The following is a 26,191-nucleotide window of genomic DNA, read 5'->3' on the forward strand; positions in this document are numbered from 1 at the left end:
AGCGCGAGCGCGGCGAGCTGATGGGGATCGGCGTGTGCAGCTTCACCGAGGTGCTCGGCGCCGGCCCGTCCAAGGACTTCGACATCCTCGGCATCAAGATGTTCGACTCCGCCGAGGTGCGCGTGCACCCCACGGGGAAAGCGATCGCCCGCTTCGGCACCAAGTCGCAGGGCCAGGGGCACGAGACCACCTACGCGCAGATCATCGCCGAGGAACTCGGCCTCCCCGCCGCGCACGTCCAGGTCGAGGAGGGCGACACCGACACCGCCCCGTACGGCCTGGGCACCTACGCCAGCCGCTCGACCCCGACCGCCGGCGCCGCGGGCGCGATGGCCGCGCGCCAGATCCGCGCCAAGGCCGCGAAGATCGCCGCCCACCTGATGGAGGTGAGCGAGGAGGACCTCGAGTGGGAGCCCGGCAAGTTCTCCGTGAAGGGCGCCCCCGACCGCTCCGTCACGATCCAGGACTGCGCCTTCGCCGCCTACACGAACCTCCCCGAGGGGATGGAGCCGGGGATGGAGGCGACGAACTACTACGACCCGCCCAACCTCACCTTCCCCTTCGGCACGTACATCTGCGTGGTGGACATCGACCGCGGCACGGGAGAGGTGACGGTACGCCGCTTCGTGGCCGTGGACGACTGCGGCAACATCATCAACCCCATGATCGTGCAGGGCCAGATCCACGGCGGCCTCACGCAGGGCATCGGCCCCGCCCTGTTCGAGGAGATCCCCTACGACGAGGACGGCAACAACCTCGCCGGCTCCTTCATGGACTACCTCGTCCCCACCTCCATGGAGACCCCGGCCTGGGAGACCGGCCACACGATCACCCCGTCACCCCACCACCCTCTCGGCGCCAAGGGCGTCGGCGAGTCCGCGACGGTGGGCGCGCCGCCCGCCATCGCGAACGCGGTCGTGGACGCGCTCGCGCATTTGGGCGTGACGCACCTAGACATCCCGATCACCCCCGACAAGGTGTGGGAGGTGCTGTACGAGAAGGGCGTCGCGGACTAAGGGAGCGGAAAAACGGGACTCGTCATGCGTACCACCGGAGTTGCTCCGCGATGCTCGCCCGCGCATCTTCTCGCGCCATGATTCGCGCGTCTGACATCCGACCTCTCCGCGCCCGCGGAGCGAGCTGCGCCTGTAGCACCTGCGCCTGTATGTGTTCGTGTCTCCACGACGCGTGGATCCGGGTGTGTTGATGCGCTGAGCCCTCAGTCTCAAAGCGTTTTTTCGAGCCGCCCTGGTCCGCCGACCCGGGCGGCTTTTTTTGTGCCCCGTGCAACCGGACTCAACCCGAGAGAAACCCATGATTCGTCGCGATTTACCGCAGATACCGCAGATACATGTGCTGTACGAGAACCCGGCCTGGCTTCCGCCCCTTGAGGAGGCGCTCACGAGGGAGGGCTTCCGCGTCCGCCTCGTGCACGTGAACGAGGGGCTCGTCGACCCCTCGGCGCCGCCTCCCGAGGGCATCTGGATCAACCGCATCAGCCCGTCGTCGCACACGCGCGGCCACGTCCACACGGTGGAGTTGGCCCGCCAGCTCCTCTACTGGCTGGAATCGCACGGCCGCCGGGTGATCAACGGGCTCGGCGCCTTCGAGCTGGAGATGAGCAAGCTGCGGCAGGATCTCGTCCTGCGGCGGCACGGGATCCGCACGCCGCGCACGGTGCTGGCGGTGGGGAGGGAGCACCTGCTCGAAGCGGCCACCACCTTCGACGGCCCGTTCATCACCAAGCACGACCAGGGCGGCAAGGGGCTGGGGATTCGCCTCTTCCACAACCCGCGAGAACTCGAGCGGCATCTCGACGGCGACGGCTTCGATGCCGGGCCCGGCGCCCGGATGATCCTCCAGCAGTACATCGACGCCCCGGAGCCGTTCATCACGCGAGTGGAGATCGTGGGCGGCCGCTTCCTGTTCGCCATGCGGAGTTCCACCGCAGACGGGTTCGAGCTCTGCCCCTCCGACGCGTGCAATCCGATGCCCTCGGAGAGAAACGCACCTGCCGGGACGGAGGAGGAGGCGGCGCTCGAGGTGTGCCCGGCCGGCCCCGGTCTCTTCAGCCCCTCGCCGGTCGCGGAGGATGACCCGCTGGTGCAGCGGTACATCCGGCTCTGCAACGAGGAGGGGATCGAGATCGCCGGCATCGAATTCGTGCGCGACGCGTGGGGCCACCGCTACACGTACGACATCAACGGCACGACGAACTACAACCAGACGCTCGGCGCCCGGATCGGCGTCGACGGCATGGGCGAGGTGGCCCGCTACGTACGCCGGACGGCGACCCCCGGCCGCCGACGGCGGCGGCGCATCGCGAGTTGAGCGACGGCGGGTGCTTTCCCGCGGCAACGTCAGGCGTCAGCGGAAGGCTCGGCGCAGCAGGAATTCGTAGGGCCCGTCGCCGAGCCACTTCCTGATGAAGAGCGCGGGCCATGCCATGGAGCCCTTGACGTATCTGCGGCGTGGATTGGGGGTGGTGGCGGCCTCGAGCAGCACCTCGGCGAGCACGAGGGCCGCGGTGCTGCGGTCCCTTGCCTTCGGATCATCGAACATCCTGAAGAACGGTTCGAACTGCGCCTTGTACGCGGTGCCGTCGTAGTACTCGTTCAGCCGCGCTCGGGTCACGTCGAAGAACTCGGTCTTGATCGCGCCCGGTTCGACGAGGACGACCTGGATGTTGAACGGAGCGGTCTCGAGGCGGAGGCAGTCGGACCAGCCTTCCAGCGCGTGTTTGGTGGCTACGTACCAGGCGCCGAAAGGCACGAAGATCTTCCCCACCACGGATGAGACGTTGATGATCCGGCCCGTGCGCTGCGCTCTCATATGCGGCAGGACGAGCTGGGTGAGGTGGGCGAGGCCGAACAGGTTCACCTCGAACTGGTACCGCGCGTCGTCGAGCGGGATGTCCTCGACGGGGCCGTAGAGGCCGAAGCCGGCGTTGTTGATGAGGACATCGATGCGCCCCTCGTCCTCGATGATCCGGCGCACGGCCCGCTCATTGTCGCCCTCCTTCGTGACATCCATCTCCACGGGCGCGATGCCGTGCTCGGCCAGTGCCTGCAGGCGGTCCCGACGCCGGGCGCCGGCGTACACGGTGTGACCCTTCCGAGCCAGGAGGATCGCGGCTTCCCGCCCGATGCCGGCGGATGCTCCGGTGACCAGCATCACCTTGCCCATGGCGCTGCTCCTTCCTCCGGCGTCTTCTTTCGGGGGCGCGTGAAGACGTTCCCGCGGGAACGTCAGGGTGAAGCTTCGAGTGGTGGACACGATGTCAGCATTGAGCGAGGTGTGGAAGAAGCGAACCGCATGAAGAGCCGGCGGAACCCGCGAGCCACGGCGCAGGGCGGGCTGTGGAAGGGGCTGAATCCCGGGATGGCGGTGGCCGCCAAGGGCGTCGTGCTCGTCTTCGTCCTCGCCACGGTCTGGGACGTGGATGCCGCGGGGGCCGTGTTCGGCCGCGTCCGCGCCTGGATCGAGGGCACGCTCGACTGGTTCTACGTCCTGACGGTTTGCGCCACCCTGTTCGCCTGCCTGTTCCTGGCGTGCAGCCGGTTCGGCAGGATCCGGCTCGGCGATGAAGATTCCTCGCCCGAGTTCAGCAGGTTCTCCTGGCTCGCCATGCTGTTCTCGGCAGGTATCGGGATCGGAGTGCTGTTCTTCTCCATCGCCGAACCGATCTTCTACTTCGACAACAGCCAAGCCGCCGGGTACCCCAACAACCCGATCGCGGACATGGCGGGCGCCGAGGCGCTGGACGAGCGGCGGGCCGCGCACGCCATGCGCGTCACCTACTTCCACTGGGGCGTTCACGGCTGGTCCGCGTATGTCCTGGTCGGGCTCTGCCTGGCCTACTTCGGATACCGCAAGAAGTTGCCGCTGACGCTACGCTCCGCCCTGTACCCCCTCATCGGCAACCGGATCTACGGCCCGATCGGCGACCTGGTGGATCTGCTGGCCGTGTTCGGCGGGGTCTTCGGCATAGCGACCTCCCTGGGCCTCGGGGCAAGCCAGATGGCCAGCGGCCTCAACGTCCTGCTCGGCGTCGATCCGGGTCTCCTCACGCAGGTCGCGCTCATCGCCGTCATCTCGCTGGCGGCCACGTTGTCCGTCGTATCCGGCGTGCAGCGCGGGATACGCCGCCTGTCCGAGTGGAACATCGGTCTGAGCATGGTTCTGCTGGGGTGCTTCCTGTTCCTGGGCCCCTTCACGTGGCTCGTCGGGTTCGCCGCCACGTCCGCCGTCGACTACCTGTGGCGCGCGGTGCCGATGGGATTCTGGATGGCCGATGGCCCGGGTCAGGCCGCCTGGCAGAACGCCTGGACGATCTTCTACTGGGGCTGGTGGATCTCCTGGGCGCCCTTCGTCGGCACGTTCATCGCCCGCATCTCCCGCGGGCGCACCCTGCGCGAGTTCATCCTGGGTGTGCTTGTCGTCCCGACCTGCCTGGCGCTGGTGTGGTTCGGAATCTTCGGCGGCAACGCCATCCACCTGGAACTCACCGCCCCGGGCGGCGCGGGGACGGCGGGGATCATGGAACTGGTCCGGGGCGGGAACTACGAGGCCGCGCTCTACGCGACGATCGACCGGATGAGCGACACGGGCTGGGTCGTCTGGGCCATGTCCGCCATGGCGACCGTCCTCGTGGCGACCTGGTTCGTCACTTCTTCGGACTCCGGCACCCTGGTCATCACCACCTTCCTGAGCATGGGCGACCCTCGCCCCCCGCGGCGTTTCCGCATCGTGTGGGGGCTCGGCGTGGGAGCGGTCGCCGCCGTGCTGCTGCTCGCCGACGGCCTCCAGGCTCTGCAGACCGCAGCGATCGCCGCCGCCCTGCCCGTGAGCGTCGTGCTGTGGTTCATGATCGCGGGGCTGCTCAGGTCCCTGGCGCGCGATCCGTAGCGAGCAGCGAAGGCCGCTCCGCCGGTCAGACGCCGGGCATCGCCTTGATGTCGGGACACGCGAGTAACGACGCGTCCGCCGTGACCAGGGTGAGATCGTGCACCATGGCGGTGGCCGCGATGAAGCGGTCGGCCGGATCACCATGGTCGAGGCGGATGCTGCGGCTGCCGAACGCGATGTCGAACGTCAGCGGGATTTCGGTCATGGGCCGTACGGTCAGGGCCGTACGGATCCAGCTCCAGGGATCCGGCTTGAGGAGCACGCGTCCCGTCTCGGCGAGCACCAATGCTTCCCAGACGCTCACGGGCGACAACGCCAGGGTGTTCGCCGGCTCGGTCAGTTCGCGGCGGGCCCGGCGGGAGAGCCGATCCGGATCCAGCAGGCTCCAGAGCCAGATGTGGGTATCGAGGAGCAGCTTCACCGCGTCCGACCGTCGCTCGGATCGGCGGCCTCCGAGCGAAGCGCGGTCCACTCGGAGGGATCCATCGCCGGAGAGAGGATGTCGCCGACGATCTCACCCACGTCGCTCATGGCGCCCAGCCACGCTCCGCCGCCGGTCCGGGGATCCGCCGCCTCGGGCGCGGTGTTCGGGACGTTCGGCGTCACCTCGTAACCGGCCGCCATCCGGGCACGCTCGCGCACGACGCCGAGCGTGGGCTTGGGGACCGCGTGGCGGGCGAGCACGTGGCGCAGTTCGCCCTCCAGAGAGCGATGGTTGGCCTTCGCCTGCCTCTTGAGCGCGGCGATCACATCGTCGTCCACGTTCCGAATCGTAAGTACTCCCACGTGTGCTCCTCCTGCGTCAACTCTCGATGACGGCGTAATGTAGGGAAATCGGCTTCATTATGATAGCACACTTCCCGGCGCCGGAGAGGGAGCGTCCCGTGGGAACGTCAAGTCCCGGTGAGCCTCACCTCTCCTGCTCCTCCTGTCCTCACACCGGCCCCCGGCGTACGATCCCGTCGATATGCGCGCAGATGCTTCCCCACCTTGTCGCCGACGGTGATCCGTTGCGTTTATGGGCGTTGTCCGACCTGCACGTCTCCCATGCGGAGAACCGGGAGGCGTTGGAGAATCTGCCCGCCTGTCCCGACGACTGGCTGATCCTGGCCGGCGACGTGACCCATGGCGCGCAGCGACTCGAGTCGTGCTTCGCCCGACTGACTCCGAAGTTCCGGCAGGTCGTCTGGGTTCCCGGAAACCACGAACTGTGGACGATACCGGATGCGCCTCCCGAACTCCGCGGGGTGGCCCTCTACGAACACCTGGTCGGGATCGCCCGCAACCACGGCGTTCTCACTCCCGAAGATCCTTATCCGGTGGTGGAACTGCGGGAGGGGCCGGTGCTGATCGCGCCGCTCTTCCTACTGTACGACTACAGCTTTCGGCCCGGGCACGTTCGGCGCGACGAGGTGGTTCGGTGGGCCCGGGAGACCCGCGCGGTCTGCTCCGACGAAGTGATGCTGCATCCCGACCCGTGGCCGGATCGGGACTCGTGGTGCGCCGCACGCTGCGAAGACGCGGCCGCCCGGCTCGCTTCGGCTCCGGCCGATCTTCCGAAGCTCCTGGTCAATCATTATCCGCTCGAAGAACGACACGCCGTGCTACCGAGAATTCCCCGCTTCACCCCGTGGTGCGGGACCCGCCGGACGCGGGGTTGGCACCGGCGGTTCAACGCGTGCGCCGTCGTGTACGGCCACCTCCACATCCGGGACACGCATTGGCTCGATGGCGTGCCCTTCCAGGAGGTCTCCCTGGGGTATCCGGGTCAGTGGGACCGCAGGCGTGGGATCGCCGCCTACCTGCGGGAGGTCACCACTTCCTGATTGTGCTGTCCGTGGCCTCCGATGACGTGCGGATACACCGCCTCGACCGTCCGGCGCGCGGCGGCGCGGGCGGCCTCCGCGTCTTCCTTCGAGTAGAATCCGGTCGGCGTGAGATCCTCCGCTCCGTAGAACGCGAGTTCGCGGTCCCGCCGGAGGTGGCGGGACGCGGCCGCCAGCGCCTCGGCTTGGCCGATCAGATCCGCGGGTAGCCTGTCCTTCTCGGCGAGCAGCACGCCGGACACATCGTGCACCCGGGGCGGGTCGACGCCGCACCAGCGCAGGAGCCCCTTGAGCGCCAGCTCCAGAATCTCCTGCGATTCCCGAACCACATCCGGCCAGCCCTCTCCTTCGAACAACACGTCCAGGGCTTTGAGCCGGAGCTTCGCGCGCCGGAGATAGTCCTCGGCGAGCTCGACGTTGCGCATCAACCGGCCCGGACCCAGTACGGCTGCCCGTGGAGGAGACGGCGCGAGATCCGGCCCGCCGAGATCATGCGACGGATGTCGGCGAGCCGCTCCGACACCAACCAGCCCCGTTCGTGCAGGACGAGCCCGTCGGTCGCCACCTCCGCCCACGTGCCGGAAGGCACGGCTCCCTCTGGCGGAAGGTGGACGAAGTGCGGCTCGACCTCGTGGCCGCGCCAGTAGAGCGCCGGCTCGCGGTCCCACCGCCCGTACAGCTCCCGCGTGATCGGGAGACATTCCTCGGCGATCAGCAGGACATCGAAATCGGAGGCCGCTCCGCTCTCGCCGCGCACCCAGGAGCCGAACGCGACGACGCCGACCAGCGATTCGCCAAGCAGCCGGGCCGCGCGTTCGATCAACCCGGAAGCTTCGGGATCCGGCGCGGCGCCCGGAGAGGCCAGCTTGCGGGCGCAATACTCGTTGAGCGACAAAGACGCGTCCCGCGCGGCCGTGCGCAGCGCACCGTGCAGGCCGGGGTCGATGCGGAGGACGAAGCGGCCCGAAGGGTCCGGGTTCCCGGCCGTAGTATCATTAGACATGTATAGATGATATCACCGCTGGCGCATGGTGTCGACCCTTGAGCGCGGCGGCAGCCTGCGGCAAGAATCCAGAACGGAGGTCCCGGCCAGCACGGGGTGTCCGGAGTCTGCGAGGAACGGAGGAGAGTCATGCGGCGCAGGGCGGGAGTTGGGTGGGTCGAAGTCGTCGCCGGGGTCATGTTCAGCGGCAAGTCCGAGGAGTTGATCCGGCGCGTGCGGCGTGCCCTCATCGCGGGCCGGCGGGTCCAACTCTTCAAGTCCCACCTCGACGACCGCTACGGCGGCCAGTTCCGCATCTCGTCCCACGACGGGCGCGAGATCGACGCCGAGCCCGTGTCCAGTTCCGTGGAGGTGGCCGATAAGGTTCGCCCGTCGACGCAGGTCGTCGCGATCGACGAGGCGCAGTTCCTGGACGACGGGATCTGCGAGGTCGTGGACGCGCTGGCCGATGCGGGGATGCGCGTGATCGCGGTCGGGACCGACATGGACTTCCGCGGCGAGCCCTTCGGCCCCATGGGGCTGCTCCTGGCGCGGGCCGAGCGGATCGACAAGCTGACCGCGATCTGCGTCGTGTGCGGCGACGCGGCGACGAGAAACCAGCGCCTCATCGACGGGCAGCCGGCGCCCGCCGAGGGCCCGACGATCCAGGTGGGAGGCGCCGAGTCGTACGAGGCGCGCTGCCGCCGCTGCCACGACGTGCCGCAGCGGGATCGCAGCCAGACGGAGCTGTCGCTGCGGCGCGAAGCGGAGGGCTGGGAAGGCGTTTAGCCGCCGGACCCTCAGCCGCCTGAGACGCGGAGGATGGGATAGACCTCGCCGGGGCGCAGCCGGTCCGCGAGGAATCCCCAGTTCGCGAAGCCGTCGTCCGACTGCGGCTCCAGCAGGCTGAACAGCAGGCGTCCGAGCGGCCGGTCGGTCCGGGCCAGCATGTCTCCGGCGGCCGGGGTGACGCTGTCCGCCTCGTAGCTTCCGAGGAGCGTCTGCTCGTGACGCCCCTGGAACGGCTGTTCGGCCGTCCGCACCGAGTCGATGCGGAACGCCTCGACCTCGATGGGCCCCGTCCCCGCCGGCTCCAGCTCGACGCCGTGCGCGGCGAGCCGGGTCAGGATGTCGCCCAGGTCCGCGGGAATCAGGTAGGCCTCGGGTACGCGTTCCAGCAGCGTCGGCGCGAACGTCCCGTACTCGTACATCGTCTCGACGTACTGCGTATCGGCGCGCAGGAGCAGCGGACGTCCAGTGAGTGGGTGCGCCTCCTCGACGGTGGCGCCCATGAGGATGTCGACGGGCGCGGCCGAGCGTTCGGGGACGGCGCGCAGCGCCAGCGAGTCGCCCGTCACCCCGGCGGCATCGGCATCGGCGACGATGCGCCGCACGTCGGCCCCGTGCTCATGGACGTAGTCGAGGATCTCCTCCACGAAGTAGAGCGTCGCGAGCACGCGCTCCTCGAAACTCGCGTAGGAGTAGGCCTCGCTCAGGATGGCGATGCGGTTGCGGAGACCGATGTAGTTGTTGTTGAACCGCGGACGGTGGTCGAAGGTGTACCAGCCGGGCGCGTCCCCGCCCCGCGCGAACGCGTTGCCGTAGTAGTAGTACTCCCAGCCGTACTTCTCCCGGATCTCCTCCGTCACGTGGGGGAAGAGCCCCTCCCGCAGGAAACCCTCGATCTCCGCCGGCGTGTTGGGGTGGAGCGGCGGCGAGTACGTGAGGTGATAGGCGTGCTGCGTCCCGTTCGTCGTGTGCAGGTCGACGGCCACGTGCGGATCGTACTCGCTGAACAGCCGCGCCACCGATCGCGCCTCCGGCGAGTCCAGCTTCATGTGATCGCGGTTGAGGTCGTAGCCCTGGGCGTTCGGCCGCTGACCCATCCCTCCGACCGGCCCGTGCTGACGGCCGCGGTTCGTGAGGAGCACCCGCTCGTTGCCGTCCGCGTTGTAGATGGGCGCGATGAGGAGGACCATCGACTCCCGCCACTCGCGGTGGCGCCCGGCGAGAAGGTCGCGCAGCAGCATCTGGAGCGCCTCCTTCCCGCACACCTCGCCGGCGTGGATGTTGCCCTGCAGGTAGACGATCGTCTTTCCCGAGGCCCTGACGGACGCCGGACTCGCGTCTTCCACGTCGCCCACTACGACCATGGGGATCCGCCGTCCCTCGTTCGTATAGCCGTACGTCGTGTAGTGGACCGACGCATCGCTCGCCGCGGCGCGCTCCAGGAAGTCCACGACATCGGCGTACGAACTGGTCTCCCGGTACTCCGTCCGCTCCGCGCGGGTCAGAAACGCCTCTCCCGCCGGCGCCGCCCCCCCGCACCCCGCAACCGCCCCCGCAACCGCCACCCACGCGAGCAAGAGGTACTTTCGGGCCACTGCCCTATACCGGGGGTCGTCACGATTCGCGGCTCGAAACTGTCCTCTCCACCGCGCCGCGAAGGAAGGGCCCTCGTCCTGAATCATCTCCTTCAGCGACGCCTCGACGAGCGATGAAAGGGAGACACCCCGACCGCGCGCGTATCGCTTGGCAGCTCGTGCCACGTCGGAGTCCACCGTGACCGTGAGCCTGATCTTCATTCCTCACCTCCGAAGGCATGTATGCGTGCCGTTGATAACTAGTTGATAACTAGACGTAATCCGAGGATGGACGAAAGGAGCCGGCCTCCATTCCCGATTGCTTGCTATGCGGCATTGCCAGCACATTGCCGATGCGAATCCATACCACGCGAACCTACGAACGCGGTCTCGCGAAGTGGAGGCGGCGCTCGAAGAAGTGCTCGCCCATGTGCGCGGCCGAACGCAGCTTCCCTGCCGCATCGTTGACGACCCCGCCGCCGAGCACATTGTGGCGCTACGCAAGCGCATGAAGTTGAGCCGCAAGAAGTTTGCGGACAGCTTCGGGCTGGATGCTCGCGCGGTGCAGGAGTGGGAACAGGGCCGACGGGTCCCGGATCGCGCGGCTCGTGTCCTGCTTACCGTTATCGACCGCGATCCCGAGGCGGTCCTGCGCGCCCTCGGCAGGTAGGGCGCGACCTCCTGCTATTCTCCTCGAACAAGTCGGTCGGCCCAGGCGGCCACACTCGCGGCGACCTCCTCGGCGACCTCCTCGTTCGTGCGGGCGCTGCGCTTGAGGACGCGGAAGGAGTGGTCGGCGCCCTCGAGACGCTGGAGCGTGGCGAGCGGGCCGAGCGCGGCGCACGTCCCTTCGATCAGCTCCCAGCGGGCGAGGGCGTCGCGAGTTCCCTGCAGGAAGAGCATGGGGACGGTGACGGCACTCAGGTGGGCCGCGCGCTCGGCGGCGCGCTCCGGACGGCCGGGCGCGTGGAGCGGGAAGCCGAAGAAGACGAGACCCCGCACGCCCGGCAGCGGCGTCTCGGCGGCGGCGGTCGACGTCATGCGGCCGCCCATCGACTTGCCGCCCGCCAGCAGCGGCAGCCCGTCGGCCAGGGCGGCCGCCTTCGCGACGGCGGCCCGCACGGTTTCGACGAGAACCGCCGGACGGTCGGGGGGCCGGCGGCGGCCGGAAAGCGCCCGCGCCTCCATGTAGGGGAAGTGGTAGCGAAACGACGCGATCCCCCGCCCCGCCAGCCGCTGCGCCATGTCCGACATGAACGGCTGCTCGATCCCCGCCCCGGCCCCGTGCGCGAAGGCGAGCATGGCGCGCGGCTCGGGCGGACGGACGAGCAACGCGGACACTTCGCTCACGCGCAGGGAAACGAACTGAGCCTGCTCGGGAAAGCGATCGGTCGCTCCGACCTCGGCAGCGGCGCGGGGAGGTTGCGGATTCACGAAGCGTGCAGGCTCACGGTGACTTCGTGTCCGGCTGGTCGCGCGGTTCGTGGGCGGCGACCGGGCCCGTCCAGCGGTCGGTGGGATCGAGTTCTTCCTCCACCTTGGGATCGCGCGGGGCCGGGATCCGGAGCGCCAGCCACAGGGCGACGGCGGATGCCGCGGCCCCGACCAGGAACGGACTCTCGATCGTGTACAGTTCGAACAGCCACCCCGCAGCCAGCGGCGCCAGAACGCGGCCCGTGCCTCCGGCGAGCTGGCTGCCGCCGAACACGGACCCCTGCGAGTGCTCGTCCGTGTTCCGCGAGATCAGCGCGTGGAGCGCCGGGAAGATGAGCCCCGTGGCCGCCGCCCAGCTCGGCACGAGAAGCCAGAGTTGCCAGCGGTCGGCCAGGAAGGGGATGGCGCCGACGCCCAGGGCGAGCAGCGCGCACCCGGCGCGCACGGTGTTCGGTTCGCCGAACCGCTTCACGATCCGACCCACGAGCCCGCCCCGCACGATCACGGTGACGGCGCCCGCGAGCGTGAACACGAGGCCCATGTCCGCCGCCGTCATCGCGAACACGCGCTCGGTGTACAGGGCCAGGACCGACGTCATCGAGGTGAAGCAGGCGAGCGTCAGAAAATACACCGCGAGGAGCAGCCACAGCGGGAACCGCGCCAGAGAGTCCAGCCACATGCCGAGGGTCGCGGCCTCCCCCTTCGACGCGTCGGCCCGGCCGGAGCGGAAGTGCCGCGACTCCGGCAGCAGGACCATCGCCGCCATGAGGTTCAGCAGGCACAGCCCTCCGGCCACGTAGCCGGGCACCCCGAGCCCGAAGCGGCTGAAGAACCCGCCGATCGCCGGGCCCAGCATGATCCCGAGGCCGGACGCGGCCCCGATGAAGCCGAGCCCCCTGGCCCGTTCCTCGCCCTCCGTGGAGTCCGCGACGTACGCCTGCGCGATCCCGAGCGTCCCGCCGGCGGCGCCCGCCGTCGCCCGGGATATGAGGAGGAGCCACAGGTTGTCCGCGAGCGCGAACAGGAGGTACGAGAGCGCCGACGCCAGCAACCCGATGAGGAGGAGGCGGCGGCGTCCCACGCGATCGGAGAACCGGCCCCATATCGGCGCCGACACGAGTTGCGTGATGGAGAACGAAGCAATGATGAGGGTGACCCAGCGCGGCGAGGCGCCCATTTCCTCGGCGTAGAAGGGGAGCAGCGGGAGCACGATGCCGAAGCCCATCATGTCCACCATCACCGTCCCGAAGAGGACGCCGAGTCCGGAGCGTCTCAGCATGCGGTTGCGGCGGTCATCCCGTGCTTCAAGCCGAACTCCTCCCTGCTCGGACCATGCCCGGACCGGGTCGGCCGGGGGCGCGAGGCGCGGCGCGGATCGGCCGCGTGGACGCTGTGCTCACGACACCCCGGACGATCCCCGCGTTGCGCTTCCGGCGGCGGAGGCCGTGGCGCGAAAACTCACTGTCCGTCGGGTGAGAGCGGGGATAGTTTGCCCCCCACCGGACGCCGGGGACAGCCCCGGGTCCCGGAACGCCCGTGGGACGGCCCCTCGTCATCTTCAGGTATCATCTTCACAACGGTTTTCAAGAGGAAGGGATTCATGGCTGACACGCTGATTCGATACGCGGCCGAGGACGGCGTCGCCGTCTTCACGATCGACGATCCGCCCGCGAACACATACACGTACGAGATGATGCGCGACCTGGACGACGCGATCCTGCGCGCGCGCTTTGACGAGAACGTCCACGTCATCGTCATCCGGGGCGAGGGAGACAGGTTCTTCTCCGCCGGGGCGAACATCAAGATGCTCCAGACCTCGGACCCCTACTTCAAGTACTTCTTCTGCCTGCACGCGAACGAGACGCTGACCCGCCTCGAGCACACGCCGAAGCTCGTGATCGGCGCCCTCAACGGTCACACGGTGGGCGGCGGTCTCGAGATCGCGCTCGCCTGCGACATCCGGATCGCGCGCCGGGACGCGGGGAAGATCGGGCTGCCGGAGGTGAACCTCGGCGTCCTCCCGGGGACGGGCGGGACGCAGCGGCTCGGCCGGCTGCTCGGGAAGCCGAAGGCCATCGAGTTGATGGCGGAGGGCCGCACGTTCGGGTTCGAGGAGGCGCTGGAACTGGGGCTCGTGAACAAGGTGTTCGAGGGGGATGACGAGGAATTCCACGCGCAGGTGATGGAGTACGCGCGGCAGTTCACGCCGCCCCACAAGGCGTCGCGGGCGGTGGGCCGCATCAAGCGGTCGGTGTGCAGCGGGGTCGAGGTGCCCTTCTCCGAGGGCCTCGCGATCGAGCGCGAGCTGCAGCAGCTCCTCTTCCAGGGGGACGACGCGCGCGAGGGCCTCGCGGCCTACGTCGAGCGCCGGGCGCCCGAGTTCGCGGGCCGCTAGGACGCGGGCGGATCGGGCCGGGACGGCGGGAGCGGGGCGAAGCGCGATGAGCGGCCAGGACCGGACTCCGGTCATCATCGACGCCGTCCGCACGCCGGTGGGGCGCGCGGGCGGCGCGCTCTCGTCGATGCGGGCCGACGACCTCCTGGCGCACGCGATCCGCGCCCTCGTGGAGCGGACCGGCGTGCCGGCCGGCCGCATCGAGGACGTGATCGCCGGGTGCACGAACCAGGCCGGCGAGGACAACCGCAACGTGGCGCGGATGGCCGGGCTGCTGGCCGGACTCCCCGTCGAGGTCGCGGGCCAGACGGTGAACCGGCTCTGCGGGTCGGGGCTGCAGGCGGTCGTCACGGCCGCGCACGCGATCCGGGCCGGCGAGGGCGACGTGTTCATCGCGGGCGGCGTCGAGAGCATGTCCCGCGCGCCGTGGGTCATGCTGAAGACGGACCGGGCATTCTCGCGCGTGCCGCCGAAACTCGCGGACACGACGGTGGGGTGGCGCTTCACCAACCCCGCCATGCCCGAACCCTGGACGATCCCGCTCGCCGAGACGGCGGAGGTCGTGGCGGAGGATCACGGCGTCGGGCGCGGGGAGCAGGATGCCTTCGCGGTGGAGAGCCAGCGTCGTGCCGCCGCCGCGATCGAGGCGGACCGGTTCGCGGACGAGATCGTGCCGGTCGAGGTCCCGCAGCGGAAGGGCGAGCCGCTGCGGGTAAGCGGCGATGAGCACCCGCGCCCCGGCACGACGCCGGAACAGCTCGCCCGCCTGCGCGCCGCCTTCCGGGCGGACGGCACAGTGACGGCGGGGAACGCCTCGGGCATCAACGACGGGGCGGCCGCCGTCCTCCTCGCGAGCCGGGCCGCCGCGGACGAACTGGGCCTTCGGCCCATGGCCCGCGTGGGAGCTTCCGCGGTCGCCGGCGTGGAGCCGCAGCGCATGGGCATCGGACCCGTGCCAGCCACACGCAAGGCCCTGCAAAGAGCGGGACTTACAGTCGATGACCTCGACCTGATTGAACTCAACGAGGCGTTCGCCGCGCAGGCCCTGCCCTGCATCGCCGAGCTGGGGCTCGATCCGGCGCGGGTGAACGTGAACGGAGGCGCGATCGCGCTCGGCCATCCGCTCGGGTGTACCGGCGCCAAGATCCTCACGACGCTCGTCCACGAGATGCGGCGGCGGGACGCATCCCACGGGCTCGTCACGATGTGCATCGGGGTCGGCCAGGGGATCGCGCTCCTCGTGCACCGCGACGCGGAAACGGCATGAGGCGGGGAGGTCCGGCATGAGCGATGGACACGTCTTGGTCGAGATCGCCGACGGCGTGGGGACGCTCACGCTGAACCGGCCGGACAAGCTCAACGCCTTCATCGGCGAGATGCGGGGCGAGATCGCCGGCGGGATCGAGGCGCTCGGCGCGGACGACGGGGTGCGGGCGGTGATCATCACCGGAGCCGGACGGGCGTTCTGCGCCGGCGCCGACGTCGGGTACCTCACCCATCTCATCGAAACGCGGGCCATCGACGAGGCCCTCTCCCTCGTCGAGGCGGGACGCCGCGTCGCATCGGCCATCCGGGGGATGCCCAAGCCCGTGATCGCCGCCGTGAACGGACCCGCGGCGGGCGGCGGCGCGAACCTCGCCCTCGCCTGCGACCTGCGGCTTGCCTCCGAGACGGCGTCGATCGGGCAGACCTTCAACCGCATCGGCCTCCACCCGGACTGGGGCGGGACCTACGCCGTGCCCCGCCTCACGGGTCCGGCGCGCGCCGCGGAACTCTTCTTCTTCGCGGAGATGGTTCCGGCCGCCGAGTGCGAGCGGATCGGCCTCGTGAACCGCGTGGTCCCCGCGGACGAACTCATGCCGCTGGCCCGCGAGTGGGCGCGCACGCTGGCGCGCAAGCCGCCGCTGCCCCTGCGGCTCGCGAAGGAGGCGGTGCAGCGCTCCCTGTCGTCCAGCTTCGATGAGATGATGGACTACGAGACGGCGGCGCAGAAGGCCTGCTTCGAGTCCGCGGACGCGCTCGAGGGCGTGCGGGCCTTCGTGGAGAAGCGCCCGCCCCGGTTCGGAAGCGGCGGCGAGGACGAAAACCCGGCAGCGACGGAGGAAGATACGCGTGTCTGACACAGTCACGGTTCGGCCGGCGCGGGTCGGCGACATCGACGAGCTCGTCGCGATGTGGACCCGGTACATGCGGATTCATGCCCTCAATCCCGCCTACCGGCGGCTCCGCACGGACGCGATCGAGACGCGCGCGGGCATGTTCCGCCGTCACATCGAAGAGGCCACGAGCGTCGTCTTCGTGCTGGAGGCGGAAGACGGCGGCCTCGACGGCATGCTCGTCTGTTTCGTGGAGGAGAACGAACCCCTGTTCGACCCGCCCCGCTACGTGCGCATCCAGACGCCGTTCGTGAGGCGGGAGGAGCGGCGCAAGGGGAACCTGCGGCGCCTCCTGCGCGCCGCCTTCGAGTGGGCGGCGGACTGGGACATCCACGAGGTGCGCCTCTTCACCGGAGCGGACAACCTGATCGCGAACGCGCTCGCCGACGACCTCGGCTTCGAGGCCGTCGAGGTCGTGCGCCGGTACTCGCTCCGCCCCGAACCGGAAACGAACCCGGGGGACTGGCTCGAATGACGGCGCGTCCGGCGCTGGCCGTGCTCGGGGCCGGCACGATGGGCCACGGGATCGCCCAGGTCGCGGCGATGGCCGGCTACGACACCCGTCTCTTCGACGTCATGCCCGAGGCGCTGGAAACGGCGCGCGAGCGCATCGAGGCCAACCTCCGCAAGGGGATTCAGCGCGGGAAGGTCACGCCCGACGCGCGCGACCGCGCGCTCGAAGGCTTGTCCTACAGCCGGTACCTGGGCGAAGCCGCCGACGGGGTCGGGATCGCGATCGAAGCCGTCCCGGAGAAGCTCGATCTCAAGCAGCAGGTCCTCGCCCGGTGCGGGGAGGCGGCCGCCGACGGCGCGCTGCTCGCCACGAACACCTCTTCCCTTTCCATCACCGCGCTCGCCGAGGGACTTCCTTCGCCCGACCGCGTGGTCGGGATGCACTTCTTCAACCCCGTCCACATCATGGCGCTCGTCGAGATCGTGCGCGGCGAGGAGACGTCCGACGAAACGGTGGCGAGGGCGCGCGAGGTCGCCGAAAACCTGGGGAAGACGCCGATCGTCATCGCCGACTCGCCGGGGTTCGCCTCCTCGCGGCTCGGACTTGCGCTCGGGCTGGAGGCGATCCGCATGGTGGAGGAGGGCGTGGCGAGCCCCGAGGACATCGACACCGCGATGATGCTCGGCTACCGGCACCCTATGGGACCGCTGAAACTCGGAGACCTCGTCGGGCTCGACGTCCGGCTCGACATCGCCCGCTACCTGCACGAGGCGCTGGGATCGCCCGTGTTCGAACCCCCCGCCCTGCTCGAGCGGATGGTGGCGGCGGGCCGCCTCGGCCGGAAGAGCGGACGCGGCTTCTACCGCTGGGATTGACGCCCGGAATCAGGAGACACTAGTGAGCAACGTACAGACCGCCCCGCAGACGGCCTCGACGCACGCCGCCGACGCCGCCGGCCCCACGCCCGCGGCGGAATCCCGCACGCGGACGCTGACCGCGGCGCAGAGCGACTACCTCTATCCCTGGGTCCGCCCCTACTACGGCGAGCCCCTCGCGCTCTCCCGGGGCGAGGGCGTCTGGCTCACCGACGTGGACGGCGACGAGTACCTGGATCTGTTCGCGGGCATCCTCACGACGTCGGTCGGCCACTGCAACCCGGCGGTCGTCGAGGCGGCGCGCGCGCAGATGGAGCGTCTGGGGCACACCTCGGCGCTCTACGTGACGGAAGGTCAGATCGAGGCCGCCCGCTCGCTGGCCGACATCGCGCCGGGGGCCCTCCGCACGAGCTGCTTTACGAACAGCGGCACGGAGGCGGTGGAATCCGCGGTCGCGACGGCGCGCCTCTACACCGGGCGGCACGAGATCGTCGCACTGCGGCTCTCCTACTCGGGGCGGAGCACGCTCACGAGCCACATGACCGCGCAGGGCGCCTGGCGGCTGCCCGGCGGCGGCGTCGACGGGATCGTCCACGCCCGCTCGCCGTACCTCTACCGCTCCCCGGTCGGCGCCGGCCCCGAGGCGACGGACTTCTTCATCGACGACCTCGTCGAAGTCATCGAGACGACGACGGGCGGGAAGCCGGCCGCCTTCTTCGCCGAGACGATCCAGGGCGTGGCGGGCGTCATCGTGCCGCCCCCGGACTATTTTCGGAGGGCGGCGGAGGTGATCCGGAGCTACGGCGGCCTGTTCATCATCGACGAGGTGCAGGCCGGGTTCGGCCGCACCGGGGAGCGCTGGTTCGGGATCGAACACTGGGGCGTCGAGCCGGACATCATGGTGATGGCGAAGGGGATCGCGAACGGGTTCCCCGTGGGCGCGACCGTCACGCGGCCGGAGATCGCCGAGGCGTGGCAGGGGCCGTCGATCTCGACGTACGGAGGCAACTCGATCTCCATGGCCGCGATGCACGCCACGCTGGGCGTGATGAAGCGCGAGAACGTGCGGGCCCGAGCCGCCGAGCGCGGTGCGCAGCTTCGTGCCGGACTCGAAGCGCTGAAGCGCGCGCACGGCTGGATCGGCGAAGTGCGCGGCATGGGGCTGATGCAGGGCATCGAGATGGTCGAAGACCGCGACGGGAGAGCGCCGGACGGCGCGCGGGCCGGCGCGCTGCTCGAGGCGGCCCGCGAGGAGCGCCTGCTCATCGGCCGCGGCGGGCTGAACGGTCACGTGATCCGGATCGGGCCCTCGCTCCTCATTTCCGAGGACGAGATGGAGGAGGGCATCCGCCGCCTCGCGGCCGCCTGCCGGCGGATCGACGGCTGACCCGACGGACCGCGCGCGAGGACATCCGGCCGTGAACCGCCTGGCCGGGCGCGTGGCGATTGTGACGGGCGCCGGCCGCGGCATCGGCCGGGCCCACGCGCTCGCCCTGGCGGCCGGCGGGGCGAGCGTCGTCGTTAACGACCTCGGCACGGGCGTGCGCGGCGACGGCGCCGATGCCGGCCCGGCCGAATCCGTCTGCGCCGAGATCCGGGCCGGCGGCGGCCGGGCCGTGGCCAGCCGTCACGACGTCTCCGACTGGACCGCCGCCCGCCACCTCGTCGCCCTCGCGGTCGAATCGTTCGGCAAACTCGACATCCTCGTGAACAACGCAGGCATCCTCCGCGACCGGGCCCTGTTCAACATGTCCGAGGACGAGTGGGACGCGGTCGTCGCCGTCCACCTCAAGGGCCACGCCGCCCCCAGCCGCCACGCGCTCGCCTGGTGGCGCGCGGAGGCCAAGGCCGGCCGCCCCCGCGCCGCCTCCGTCATCCACACGACCTCTTCCTCCGGGCTGTGCGGCAACTTCGGACAGGCCAACTACGGGGCCGCGAAGATGGGCATCATCGGCCTCTCGAAGGTGCTTTCCATCGAGGGAGCGCCGTACGGCGTCCGCTCGAACGTGATCTCGCCCTCGGCGCGGACGCGCATGGTGGCCGGGATGACCGGCGTCGATCAGCTGGGCGAGCCGGACGGGACCGGATACGACCCGTTCGGGCCCGAGCACGTCGCCGCTCTCGCGGCGTGGCTGGCCGAGGCCGACTGCCCGGCCCGCAACCAGATCTTCCATGTCTCCGGGCGGCGCGTCCGCGTGCTGGAGGTTCCCCGGATCGCCTTCGACGCCCGCTCCGGCCGCGACCTGACGCCATCGGTGCTCGCCGAGGCTCTGAAAGACAAGCTCGTCACACCGCTGGACGCCTTCGACCTGATTCTCGGCCGCTAGCTGCTCGCGTCAGGCGTTCCTCGACCACATCCCGGCCCCCTCCTGTTTGGGGGGCACCCCCCCGGCCTCCTTGACGATTCCGGGCGGACGGTAAAGTATCCGGCCCGGGCGCGAGACGAATGAGCGTCGGACGCCGAATCGGAACAGCCGCACCCACCCTATACGGAAAGGTCATGACCATGTCGTGTGAAGCTCGCCTTGGAGAACTCGTCGCGGAGCACCTCGATCTGGGCCGTGAGCCCCAGTGGGATGGCGGACTCGCGGACTCGGGCGTTTCCTCGCTCGACGCGGTCGCCTTCAAGAAGGTCGTCGAGCAGGAGTTCGGCGTCACGGTCCCCCCGGAGTGCTTTGACACGCTGCGCAAGCTGGCTGCGTACATCGATTCCCAGGCCGCCTGACCCCGCCCTACCGGCCTTGACCGCGTCCCCCCGGGCCGACCGGTCCGGGGGGACGGCATGACATGACTTCCGCCCCCTTGTGGGAAGTACCGGAGCCGCATTCGGTGGACGATGTCCGGCACGACGACGGCAGCGTCACGAAAGTGCGGCGACACGGGAGCGCCGGCGGCCGGCGTCTGCTCGTGGGCCACGGCAACGGTCTCGCGGTCGACCTGTACTATCCGTTCTGGTCGCGGTTCCTGGACGATTTCGATGTGTTCGTCTACGACCTGAGAAACCACGGGTGGAACACCGTCGGCCCGCGTGACGAGCACAATGTCCCCAACATGATCCGGGACCAGGAACAGGTCGTCGAGGCGATCGCGGCCCGGTACGGCGCGACGCCGACGATCGGCGCGTTCCACTCGCTTTCGGCGCTCACGGCGCTCCTCTCGGATTCGCTCGGAACGGGCCGAACCGGCGAACTCGCCGCCTGGATCCTCTTCGACCCACCCCTCTTCAAGCCGAGGCTGGGCGAGGCGGAGTTCGACAAGTCCGCCGACCGGTCGGCGGAACTCGCGCGGCGCCGGACGGACCGGTTCCGCAGGGAGTCGGAGTTCTCGGAACTCCTCCACCATCTCGTGCTGACGCGCGCCGTCCCCGGGGCTGCGGATCTGATGGCCAGCACCGTACTGCGCGAATCCGCGGACGGGGAGGGCGTCGAGCTTCGGTGTCCGCGCGAATACGAGGCGCAGATCTTCGCGTACGCGCGCACCTACGCTTTCCTCGTGGACCTGGGCAGCCTTCCGTGTCCGACCAAGGTCATCGGATCGGATCCCACGATGACGTTCTCCTACATGCCGTCGTTCAACCTCAGCCACATCAACACGGTCGACTACGACTTCATACCGGAATCCACGCATTTCCTCCAGGTGGAGCAACCGAAGGAGTGCGTCGATCTGATGCGCGAGTTCCTCGAGGGCCACGACCTGCTGTAGACCCACGGCCTGCTCCGGGCCCCTTGGTCCTCCTCGCCGAACCGCCCCCTACTTGCCGCCGCCCCGCCTGCCGGCGACGGCGACCCGAACGGTGACGATGTCGGTGTCGTAGTACTGCCGGTGACGAACCGATGAGGCGAGGTGCCGCAGGAGGCGCAGCGACACTTCGTTCTCCGCGGTCTCCTCGACCTCGCCGCTGAGCAGCGCGAGGCGATCCTGGAGGTTCTCGTCCCGTGGCGCGACCACGAATTCGAGCGCCACCTCCCCGGCCTCGCGCCGGGCGGCCATGACGAGTCGGCGCCGGGAGGCGTCGTCTCCGGGTGTCTCCGGCCGGGTCAGCGAGAGCAGCGCCTCCTCGGCGGCGGCATCCAGGCGGTCCGCGACCTCCTCCCCGAGGCCGGCCTTCGCGGCGAACGTCCCCAGGAAGTCCCGGACCCGCGGCAGCGCCGACGGACCGAACTCGGTTTCGATGCGGGCGCGGCGGGGTTCGGTCAGACGCAGGAACAGGGTCAGCGCGATGGCGGTGAAACCGCCGGCGTTCATCCCGTTGGCCAGCAAGCCGCCGGCGAAGGCGGACACCTGCTGGGGGAAGATGAGCCCGTACTGACAGCTGACGCCGGTGAGGAAGGCGAGGCCGACGACGATGCCGTTGCGAACATCGAGGCCGCCCTGCAGGACGATCTTGAGGCCGATCGCGAACAGCATCGCGAGGAGGACGGCCAGGTACGCCGCGAATACCGGATCCGGGATCGCGAGCACGACCGCGAAGGCCCTGGGAAGGAAGGCGAAGGCGATGAAGGCGGCGCCGGCCGCCAGCCCCACGCCCCGCGCCGCCACGCCCGTGAGTTGCGTGAGCGGTACGCTGGTCGTGGTCGCGCTCCCCGGCACCGTGCCGGCGCAGCCCGCCAGCAGGTTGGCCACGCCGTCCACGGCGACCGCGCCCTGCACGGCCCGGAAATCGGTGGCCCGACTCGCGCGTCGCCACGACACCCGCTGGACCGCGACCGCGCTGCTCATCGTCCGTATGGCCGCGATCACGGCCACGAGGAGGAACGAGGGAAGGAGCGTCCAGAAAGCCGACCCGAATTGGAGGTCGAAGCCCGGCGGCCGCGGGTTCGGAAGCGCGACCCACGTCGCGGCCGCGATGCGTTCCACATCGTAGAGGCCGTAACGGGCGGCGATCGCGGTCCCGACGATCACGCCGATCACCGGGGCCCACAGGCGGAGCGCTCCCGTCCCGCGCAGCGCGAGGCACCCGATCAGAATCAGAGTGACGAAGAAGCTGAGGGGGCCGCCCGGGGGAGCGCCGCCGTCGGGCCCGGTGGCGAGGAGCCCCGACACGAAGGGCAGCACCGTCACGGGAATCAGCATGATCACCGTCCCCGAGACCGATGGGGTCAGGATCCGCTGGAGGAGGGACAGCCTCCAGGAGAGCACGAGCGGGATGAAGGCGGCGACGACGACGAGGGTGGCGAGCAGGGCCGGGCCACCCTCGGTGAGCGCCATGATGCTCGCCGGGATGAACGCGCCGGAGGTGCCCATCAGCAAGACGTGTCCGGTGCCGAAGCGCCCCGCCCGGACCGACTGCAGCATCGTCGCCAGGCCGCAGGCCGTGACGGACGCCAGAACTGCCCACGACAGATACTCCTCGCTCACGCCCGCGGCCCGCATCACGACGAGCGGGATCAGCACGATCGCCGCGATGTTCAGCACCGCGAGCTGAAGCCCGACGCCGAGCGCCAGGGGCGCCGAGGGCTTCTCGTCCGGCTGGTAGCGAACGCCGGCCCGGCCGCCCGCCGCGGTGGCGTTCAAGCCCTCGTCTCGATCCAGTGGCGCCTGCGCTGGAACGGATAGCCGGGCAGCGCGATCCGGCGCCTCGTCTCACCCGCGAACAACCCTGCGAAGGAGATGGGAAGCCCGGCCTCGTACGCCCTCGCTACCGCGGCCGCGAACGGCTGCCCCGCGCGTTCCTCCGCGTTCGGCCAGTCGGTCAGCGCCGTCGGACCCGCGGACGAAGCCTTCCCGACGTCCACGACGAGGTCCACGCCCAGGTCCGCCAGCGCCCGGGAGGTACGGCCCGGATCCTCCTGCGCACGCGCCTGTTGGCGCCAGTAGGCTCCGTCCGGCGTTTCGCCGGGGTCCATCCTGCGGCCCGTCACCTGGCTGACGAGCGCCACGGACGGCGGCGAAAGCTCCATCCCGCGCGCCGCGGCTTCCAGGTCGTCGAGCGGATCGTGCGCGGCTTCGCCCGCTTCGCCGTCGGGCACGGCGGCCGCCAGCCGCTGCTTCGGCCGGGCCAGCGCCGTGCCTCTCGCCGCAGCGAGCCGCAACCCGTCCTCCAGGTTGACGACGCCAGCCGCCCAGCCCGCCGCCAGCTCGCCGACTCCGTGGCCCGCGACCGTGCCGGGGCGGACGCCCACGCTCGCCCAGAGGGCCGACCGCGCGCAGCCCAGGGCGTACGCGGCCGGCTGCGCCCACTCCGGATCCCGCAGCGTTCCCTGCGTCCCCTCGCGACGGAACATCACGTCGAGGAGCGATGCCCCGTCCCGAGCTTCCCTCAGCGCCGCGTCGCAGCGATCGAGGACGGCGCGGACGACCGGCTCCCGGTCGTACAGAGCCTCGCCAGATCCGTCCGAGACGCCCTCTTCCCCGGCGAAGACGAAGGCCACCTTCGGTGCGGTGACCGGCTCGGCGTGGCGGCGCCAGTCTTCATCGACGGGCCGCTCGGCGAGCACGCGGAGTTCATCGCGAAGCGACGTCATGTCGCGGAACGGGAGGCCGGCGCGGTGGGCGAGCTGCGTCCGGCCGATACCCGCCGTCCACGCCATGTCCGCGAGCACCGAGTCTCCGGCGCCACCATCCTCCGGCGTCTCGCCGTCGCGCCCCTCGAGCCACTCGAGGTACAGTCGCGCCATCTCCCGCAACGCCCGCGGCGACTTCGCCGAGAGTGGCAGGAGGCGGGTCTCCCGCGGAGTGGCAGCGGTCGCGTCGGGCGGCGACGCCCCCGCCGACTCCGGCACGGCGACCGGAACCGTGACCGCCGGGCCCGCCGGCATCCGGGCGCCGTTCAGGACCGAAGCGCGGTCCGGCCCGCCGTTCCCCTCGACGACGACGTGCGCGTTCGTCCCTGAAATCCCGAACGAACTCACCCCCGCCCGGGGCGGACGGTCGCCGTCCGGCGGCCACGCGACGGCCTCGTCCGTGACCCGCACCGGGAGGTCCTCCCAGGCCAGGTGCGGGTTCGGGTTGTGGAAGTGCAGCTGCTTCGGGATCCGGCCCTCGTTCATGGCGAGCACTGCTTTGATGAGGCTCGCGATCCCGGCCGCGCACTCGAGATGGCCGATGTTCGTCTTCACGGAACCGATCAGAAGGGGCCGCTCGTCGTCGCGTCCGCGGCCGTAGACGGCCGCCGCCGCCTGCACTTCGATCGGGTCGCCGAGATCGGATCCCACCCCGTTCGCCTCGAGGTAGTCCACCGACGCCGGCGGGACGCCCGCCTGCGCGAGCGCCTGCTCGATCACGCGTTCCTGGGCCGGCCCGTTCGGCACCGTGAGCCCCGCGCTGGTCCCGTTCTGGTTGACCGCGGATCCGCGGATCACGCCCCAGATCCGGTCGCCGTCGGCCTTCGCATCGGCGAGCCGCTTGAGGACGACCACCCCGCAGCCCTCGCCGCGCACGAACCCGTCCGCCGCCGCATCGAAGCTGTGGCAGAGGCCGCTCGGCGAGAGCAGCCCGACCTCCTTCATGAAGGTGGCCGTCTCGGGCCACAGGATCGCGTTGACGCCGCCGACGAGGGCCAGTTCCACTTCTCCCTGCCGGACCGCGGCGGCGGCCTGGTGGACTGCCACGAGCGAGGAGGCGCATGCCATGTCGAGCGGGACGGCGGGACCGGTGAGACCGAGCGCGAAGGAGACCCGGCCCGCGGTCACGCTCATCGTCGTCCCCAGGTACCCGTGCCCGTGGCCCATGGCCGCGGCGAGATCCCGGTAGTCTCCCGTGGTGACACCGGCGTAGACCCCCGTGTTCGTGCCCTTCAGGCGCGCCGAATCCAGGCCCGCATCCTCCAGCGCGTGCCACGCCGTCTCCAGCAGGAGGCGCTGGCGGGGGTCCATCATGCGCGCCTCGATCGGGGTGATGGCGAAGAAGCGCGCGTCGAACTTGTCGATGTCCTCGAGGAAGGCGCCGCGGCGCGCGTCGTGGTCCTCCGAAGCGGGGTCTCCCGCCACGCCGTTCCAGGGGCCCGCGTCCCGGCGCCCGTCCGTGACCGCATCCGTCCCGGCTTCGAGTTGGCGCCAGAAGGCGGCGAGGTCCGGCGCGCCGGGGAAACGGCACGCCATACCGACGATCGCGACGCCATCGTCCACCGCCACGTCGTCCGGGTCGCGTTCCGACGGCTGCACCGTGGCCTCGCGCGCGGGCTCGGGCGCCGGGGCGGGAGCCGCCCCCCCTTCCCCGACTTCCTCCGCAAGGTGCGCGGCGAGTTCGGCGATGTTCGGATAGTCGAACACCAGCGTGTTCGGCGCCGTGTACGTCCCCGAGAACGCCCGGTTCAGCCGGTTGCGCAACTCCACAGCCATCAGCGAGTCCATCCCGAGATCGAAGAAGCCCACCGTGGGGGCCGGGGCCGACGACAGCCGCAGCACGGCCTGGACCTCCCCCTGCACGAAGGACACCAGGAGATCCTCGCGCTCCGCCGCCAGCGTCCCCCGAAGCCGGGTGAGGACATCCTCCGAGGAGGCGTCGTCACCCGCCCGGGCCTCGGACGCCGCGGAGAGCAGGTCTTCGAGCATGGGCGGAGGATCGTCGACGGCCTCCTCGAACACATCCCAGTCCATCGACATGACGACCGACGTCGTGGCGTCCTGCCGCACGAGCCGGTCGAACGCCCGCATGCCCTGCTGCGGCGTGAACCAGCGGCCTCCGAGCGCCGAGCGCTGCCGGTCGATCCGGTCGCGCTGCTCCGCCGCCTCGCCGATGTCCGACCAGGCGCCCCAGGCGATGGCCTGCCCCGGGAGGCCCAGCGCGCGGCGGTGGCCGGCGAGTTGGTCCAGGAAGGCGTTGGCCGAGGCGTGGTTCGCCTGGCCGGGATTGCCCAT

24 protein-coding genes and 1 pseudogene are annotated in these 26,191 nt (G+C 70.3%); 15 read left to right on the plus strand and 10 right to left on the minus strand.

The genetic code is table 11. The annotated features are described in order from the left end of the window. Nucleotides 1-1,016 (plus strand): molybdopterin cofactor-binding domain-containing protein (locus tag RN743_RS05210; protein WP_310777096.1); only part of this gene is annotated, 1,016 nt, incomplete at its 5' end. A 298-nt stretch (nucleotides 1,017-1,314) separates the two neighbouring features. Next, the gene (locus RN743_RS05215) at nucleotides 1,315-2,331 is read left to right on the plus strand and encodes a hypothetical protein (protein WP_310777099.1); all 1,017 of its coding nucleotides are present in this window, start codon (nucleotides 1,315-1,317) and stop codon (nucleotides 2,329-2,331) included. A 36-nt stretch (nucleotides 2,332-2,367) separates the two neighbouring features. On the opposite strand, the gene RN743_RS05220 is transcribed toward RN743_RS05215, so the two are convergent. After that, complete coding sequence (locus RN743_RS05220; protein WP_310777101.1) at nucleotides 2,368-3,186, minus strand: oxidoreductase; 819 nt, start codon at nucleotides 3,184-3,186, stop codon at nucleotides 2,368-2,370. Nucleotides 3,187-3,315: 129 nt separating this feature from the next. Between RN743_RS05220 and RN743_RS05225 the strand changes: the two genes are divergently transcribed. Continuing rightward, nucleotides 3,316-4,908 carry a BCCT family transporter gene (locus RN743_RS05225; RefSeq protein ID WP_310777104.1) on the plus strand — a complete coding sequence of 531 codons (1,593 nt, stop codon included), beginning with the start codon at nucleotides 3,316-3,318 and terminating at the stop codon, nucleotides 4,906-4,908. Between the two features lie 25 nt (nucleotides 4,909-4,933). Here the strand turns inward: RN743_RS05225 and RN743_RS05230 are convergent, their stop codons facing one another. Both RN743_RS05230 and RN743_RS05235 read right to left on the minus strand, forming a co-directional pair. Then, nucleotides 4,934-5,329, minus strand: a complete 396-nt coding sequence (locus RN743_RS05230) for a type II toxin-antitoxin system VapC family toxin (protein ID WP_310777107.1) — start codon at nucleotides 5,327-5,329, stop codon at nucleotides 4,934-4,936. Next, the gene (locus RN743_RS05235; protein ID WP_310777111.1) at nucleotides 5,326-5,694 is read right to left on the minus strand and encodes a hypothetical protein; all 369 of its coding nucleotides are present in this window, start codon (nucleotides 5,692-5,694) and stop codon (nucleotides 5,326-5,328) included. Before RN743_RS05235 ends, RN743_RS05230 begins: the two co-directional genes overlap by 4 nt. Before the next feature lie 224 nt (nucleotides 5,695-5,918). Here RN743_RS05235 and RN743_RS05240 point away from each other — a divergent pair, with 224 nt between their 5' ends. Next, a complete protein-coding gene (locus RN743_RS05240; protein WP_310777113.1) occupies nucleotides 5,919-6,734 on the plus strand; it encodes a metallophosphoesterase in 816 nt (271 codons plus the stop codon). On the opposite strand, the gene RN743_RS05245 is transcribed toward RN743_RS05240, so the two are convergent. Continuing rightward, nucleotides 6,707-7,159 (minus strand): HEPN domain-containing protein, encoded by a 453-nt coding sequence (locus RN743_RS05245; RefSeq protein ID WP_310777116.1) that lies wholly within the window; start codon nucleotides 7,157-7,159, stop codon nucleotides 6,707-6,709. The genes RN743_RS05240 and RN743_RS05245 overlap by 28 nt on opposite strands. Then, entirely contained in the window at nucleotides 7,159-7,737 is a 579-nt protein-coding gene (locus RN743_RS05250) for a toxin-antitoxin system HicB family antitoxin (protein WP_310777118.1), read from the minus strand. The genes RN743_RS05245 and RN743_RS05250 overlap by 1 nt, the downstream gene beginning before the upstream one ends. Nucleotides 7,738-7,866: 129 nt before the next feature. On the opposite strand from RN743_RS05250, the gene RN743_RS05255 reads away from it, so the two are divergent. Continuing rightward, nucleotides 7,867-8,505: a thymidine kinase gene (locus tag RN743_RS05255; protein ID WP_310777121.1), complete on the plus strand. Its 639-nt coding sequence runs from the start codon at nucleotides 7,867-7,869 to the stop codon at nucleotides 8,503-8,505. 11 nt (nucleotides 8,506-8,516) lie between these two features. On the opposite strand, the gene RN743_RS05260 is transcribed toward RN743_RS05255, so the two are convergent. Next, nucleotides 8,517-10,301 (minus strand): DUF6364 family protein, encoded by a 1,785-nt coding sequence (locus RN743_RS05260; RefSeq protein ID WP_310777123.1) that lies wholly within the window; start codon nucleotides 10,299-10,301, stop codon nucleotides 8,517-8,519. 175 nt (nucleotides 10,302-10,476) lie between these two features. On the opposite strand from RN743_RS05260, the gene RN743_RS05265 reads away from it, so the two are divergent. After that, nucleotides 10,477-10,749, plus strand: coding sequence for a helix-turn-helix domain-containing protein (locus RN743_RS05265; RefSeq protein WP_310777126.1), 273 nt, complete (start codon nucleotides 10,477-10,479; stop codon nucleotides 10,747-10,749). A gap of 14 nt (nucleotides 10,750-10,763) precedes the next feature. Here RN743_RS05265 and RN743_RS05270 read toward each other — a convergent pair whose 3' ends face one another. Further along, the gene (locus tag RN743_RS05270; protein ID WP_310777129.1) at nucleotides 10,764-11,513 is read right to left on the minus strand and encodes an alpha/beta family hydrolase; all 750 of its coding nucleotides are present in this window, start codon (nucleotides 11,511-11,513) and stop codon (nucleotides 10,764-10,766) included. A 13-nt stretch (nucleotides 11,514-11,526) separates the two neighbouring features. Further along, a pseudogene (locus RN743_RS05275) lies at nucleotides 11,527-12,804 on the minus strand (MFS transporter); the annotation flags it as partial. Between the two features lie 309 nt (nucleotides 12,805-13,113). Between RN743_RS05275 and RN743_RS05280 the strand changes: the two are divergent. From RN743_RS05280 to RN743_RS05320, 9 genes are all read left to right on the plus strand, one after another. Then, nucleotides 13,114-13,908 carry an enoyl-CoA hydratase-related protein gene (locus RN743_RS05280; RefSeq protein WP_310777134.1) on the plus strand — a complete coding sequence of 265 codons (795 nt, stop codon included), beginning with the start codon at nucleotides 13,114-13,116 and terminating at the stop codon, nucleotides 13,906-13,908. Nucleotides 13,909-13,954: 46 nt separating this feature from the next. After that, nucleotides 13,955-15,175: a thiolase family protein gene (locus tag RN743_RS05285; protein WP_310777137.1), complete on the plus strand. Its 1,221-nt coding sequence runs from the start codon at nucleotides 13,955-13,957 to the stop codon at nucleotides 15,173-15,175. Nucleotides 15,176-15,191: 16 nt separating this feature from the next. Then, nucleotides 15,192-16,028 carry an enoyl-CoA hydratase gene (locus tag RN743_RS05290; protein WP_310777140.1) on the plus strand — a complete coding sequence of 279 codons (837 nt, stop codon included), beginning with the start codon at nucleotides 15,192-15,194 and terminating at the stop codon, nucleotides 16,026-16,028. Beyond that, a complete protein-coding gene (locus tag RN743_RS05295; RefSeq protein WP_310777143.1) occupies nucleotides 16,021-16,539 on the plus strand; it encodes a GNAT family N-acetyltransferase in 519 nt (172 codons plus the stop codon). The genes RN743_RS05290 and RN743_RS05295 overlap by 8 nt, the downstream gene beginning before the upstream one ends. Continuing rightward, nucleotides 16,536-17,393 (plus strand): 3-hydroxyacyl-CoA dehydrogenase family protein, encoded by an 858-nt coding sequence (locus RN743_RS05300; RefSeq protein WP_310777146.1) that lies wholly within the window; start codon nucleotides 16,536-16,538, stop codon nucleotides 17,391-17,393. Before RN743_RS05295 ends, RN743_RS05300 begins: the two co-directional genes overlap by 4 nt. Before the next feature lie 22 nt (nucleotides 17,394-17,415). After that, nucleotides 17,416-18,780 carry an aspartate aminotransferase family protein gene (locus RN743_RS05305; protein WP_310777149.1) on the plus strand — a complete coding sequence of 455 codons (1,365 nt, stop codon included), beginning with the start codon at nucleotides 17,416-17,418 and terminating at the stop codon, nucleotides 18,778-18,780. A gap of 31 nt (nucleotides 18,781-18,811) precedes the next feature. Next, nucleotides 18,812-19,720, plus strand: a complete 909-nt coding sequence (locus RN743_RS05310; RefSeq protein ID WP_310777152.1) for an SDR family NAD(P)-dependent oxidoreductase — start codon at nucleotides 18,812-18,814, stop codon at nucleotides 19,718-19,720. A 173-nt stretch (nucleotides 19,721-19,893) separates the two neighbouring features. Continuing rightward, nucleotides 19,894-20,118 (plus strand): acyl carrier protein, encoded by a 225-nt coding sequence (locus tag RN743_RS05315; protein ID WP_310777154.1) that lies wholly within the window; start codon nucleotides 19,894-19,896, stop codon nucleotides 20,116-20,118. Nucleotides 20,119-20,180: 62 nt separating this feature from the next. Then, nucleotides 20,181-21,095: an alpha/beta hydrolase gene (locus RN743_RS05320; RefSeq protein ID WP_310777157.1), complete on the plus strand. Its 915-nt coding sequence runs from the start codon at nucleotides 20,181-20,183 to the stop codon at nucleotides 21,093-21,095. Nucleotides 21,096-21,143: 48 nt separating this feature from the next. Here the strand turns inward: RN743_RS05320 and RN743_RS05325 are convergent, their stop codons facing one another. Beyond that, nucleotides 21,144-22,907, minus strand: coding sequence for a solute carrier family 23 protein (locus RN743_RS05325; protein ID WP_310777160.1), 1,764 nt, complete (start codon nucleotides 22,905-22,907; stop codon nucleotides 21,144-21,146). Continuing rightward, the coding region (locus RN743_RS05330) for a beta-ketoacyl synthase N-terminal-like domain-containing protein (protein ID WP_310777163.1) at nucleotides 22,904-26,191 on the minus strand (3,288 nt) is incomplete at its 5' end. The genes RN743_RS05330 and RN743_RS05325, both read right to left, overlap by 4 nt.

Source organism: Candidatus Palauibacter scopulicola, assembly GCF_947581915.1.
GTDB classification, from domain to species: domain Bacteria; phylum Gemmatimonadota; class Gemmatimonadetes; order Palauibacterales; family Palauibacteraceae; genus Palauibacter; species Palauibacter scopulicola.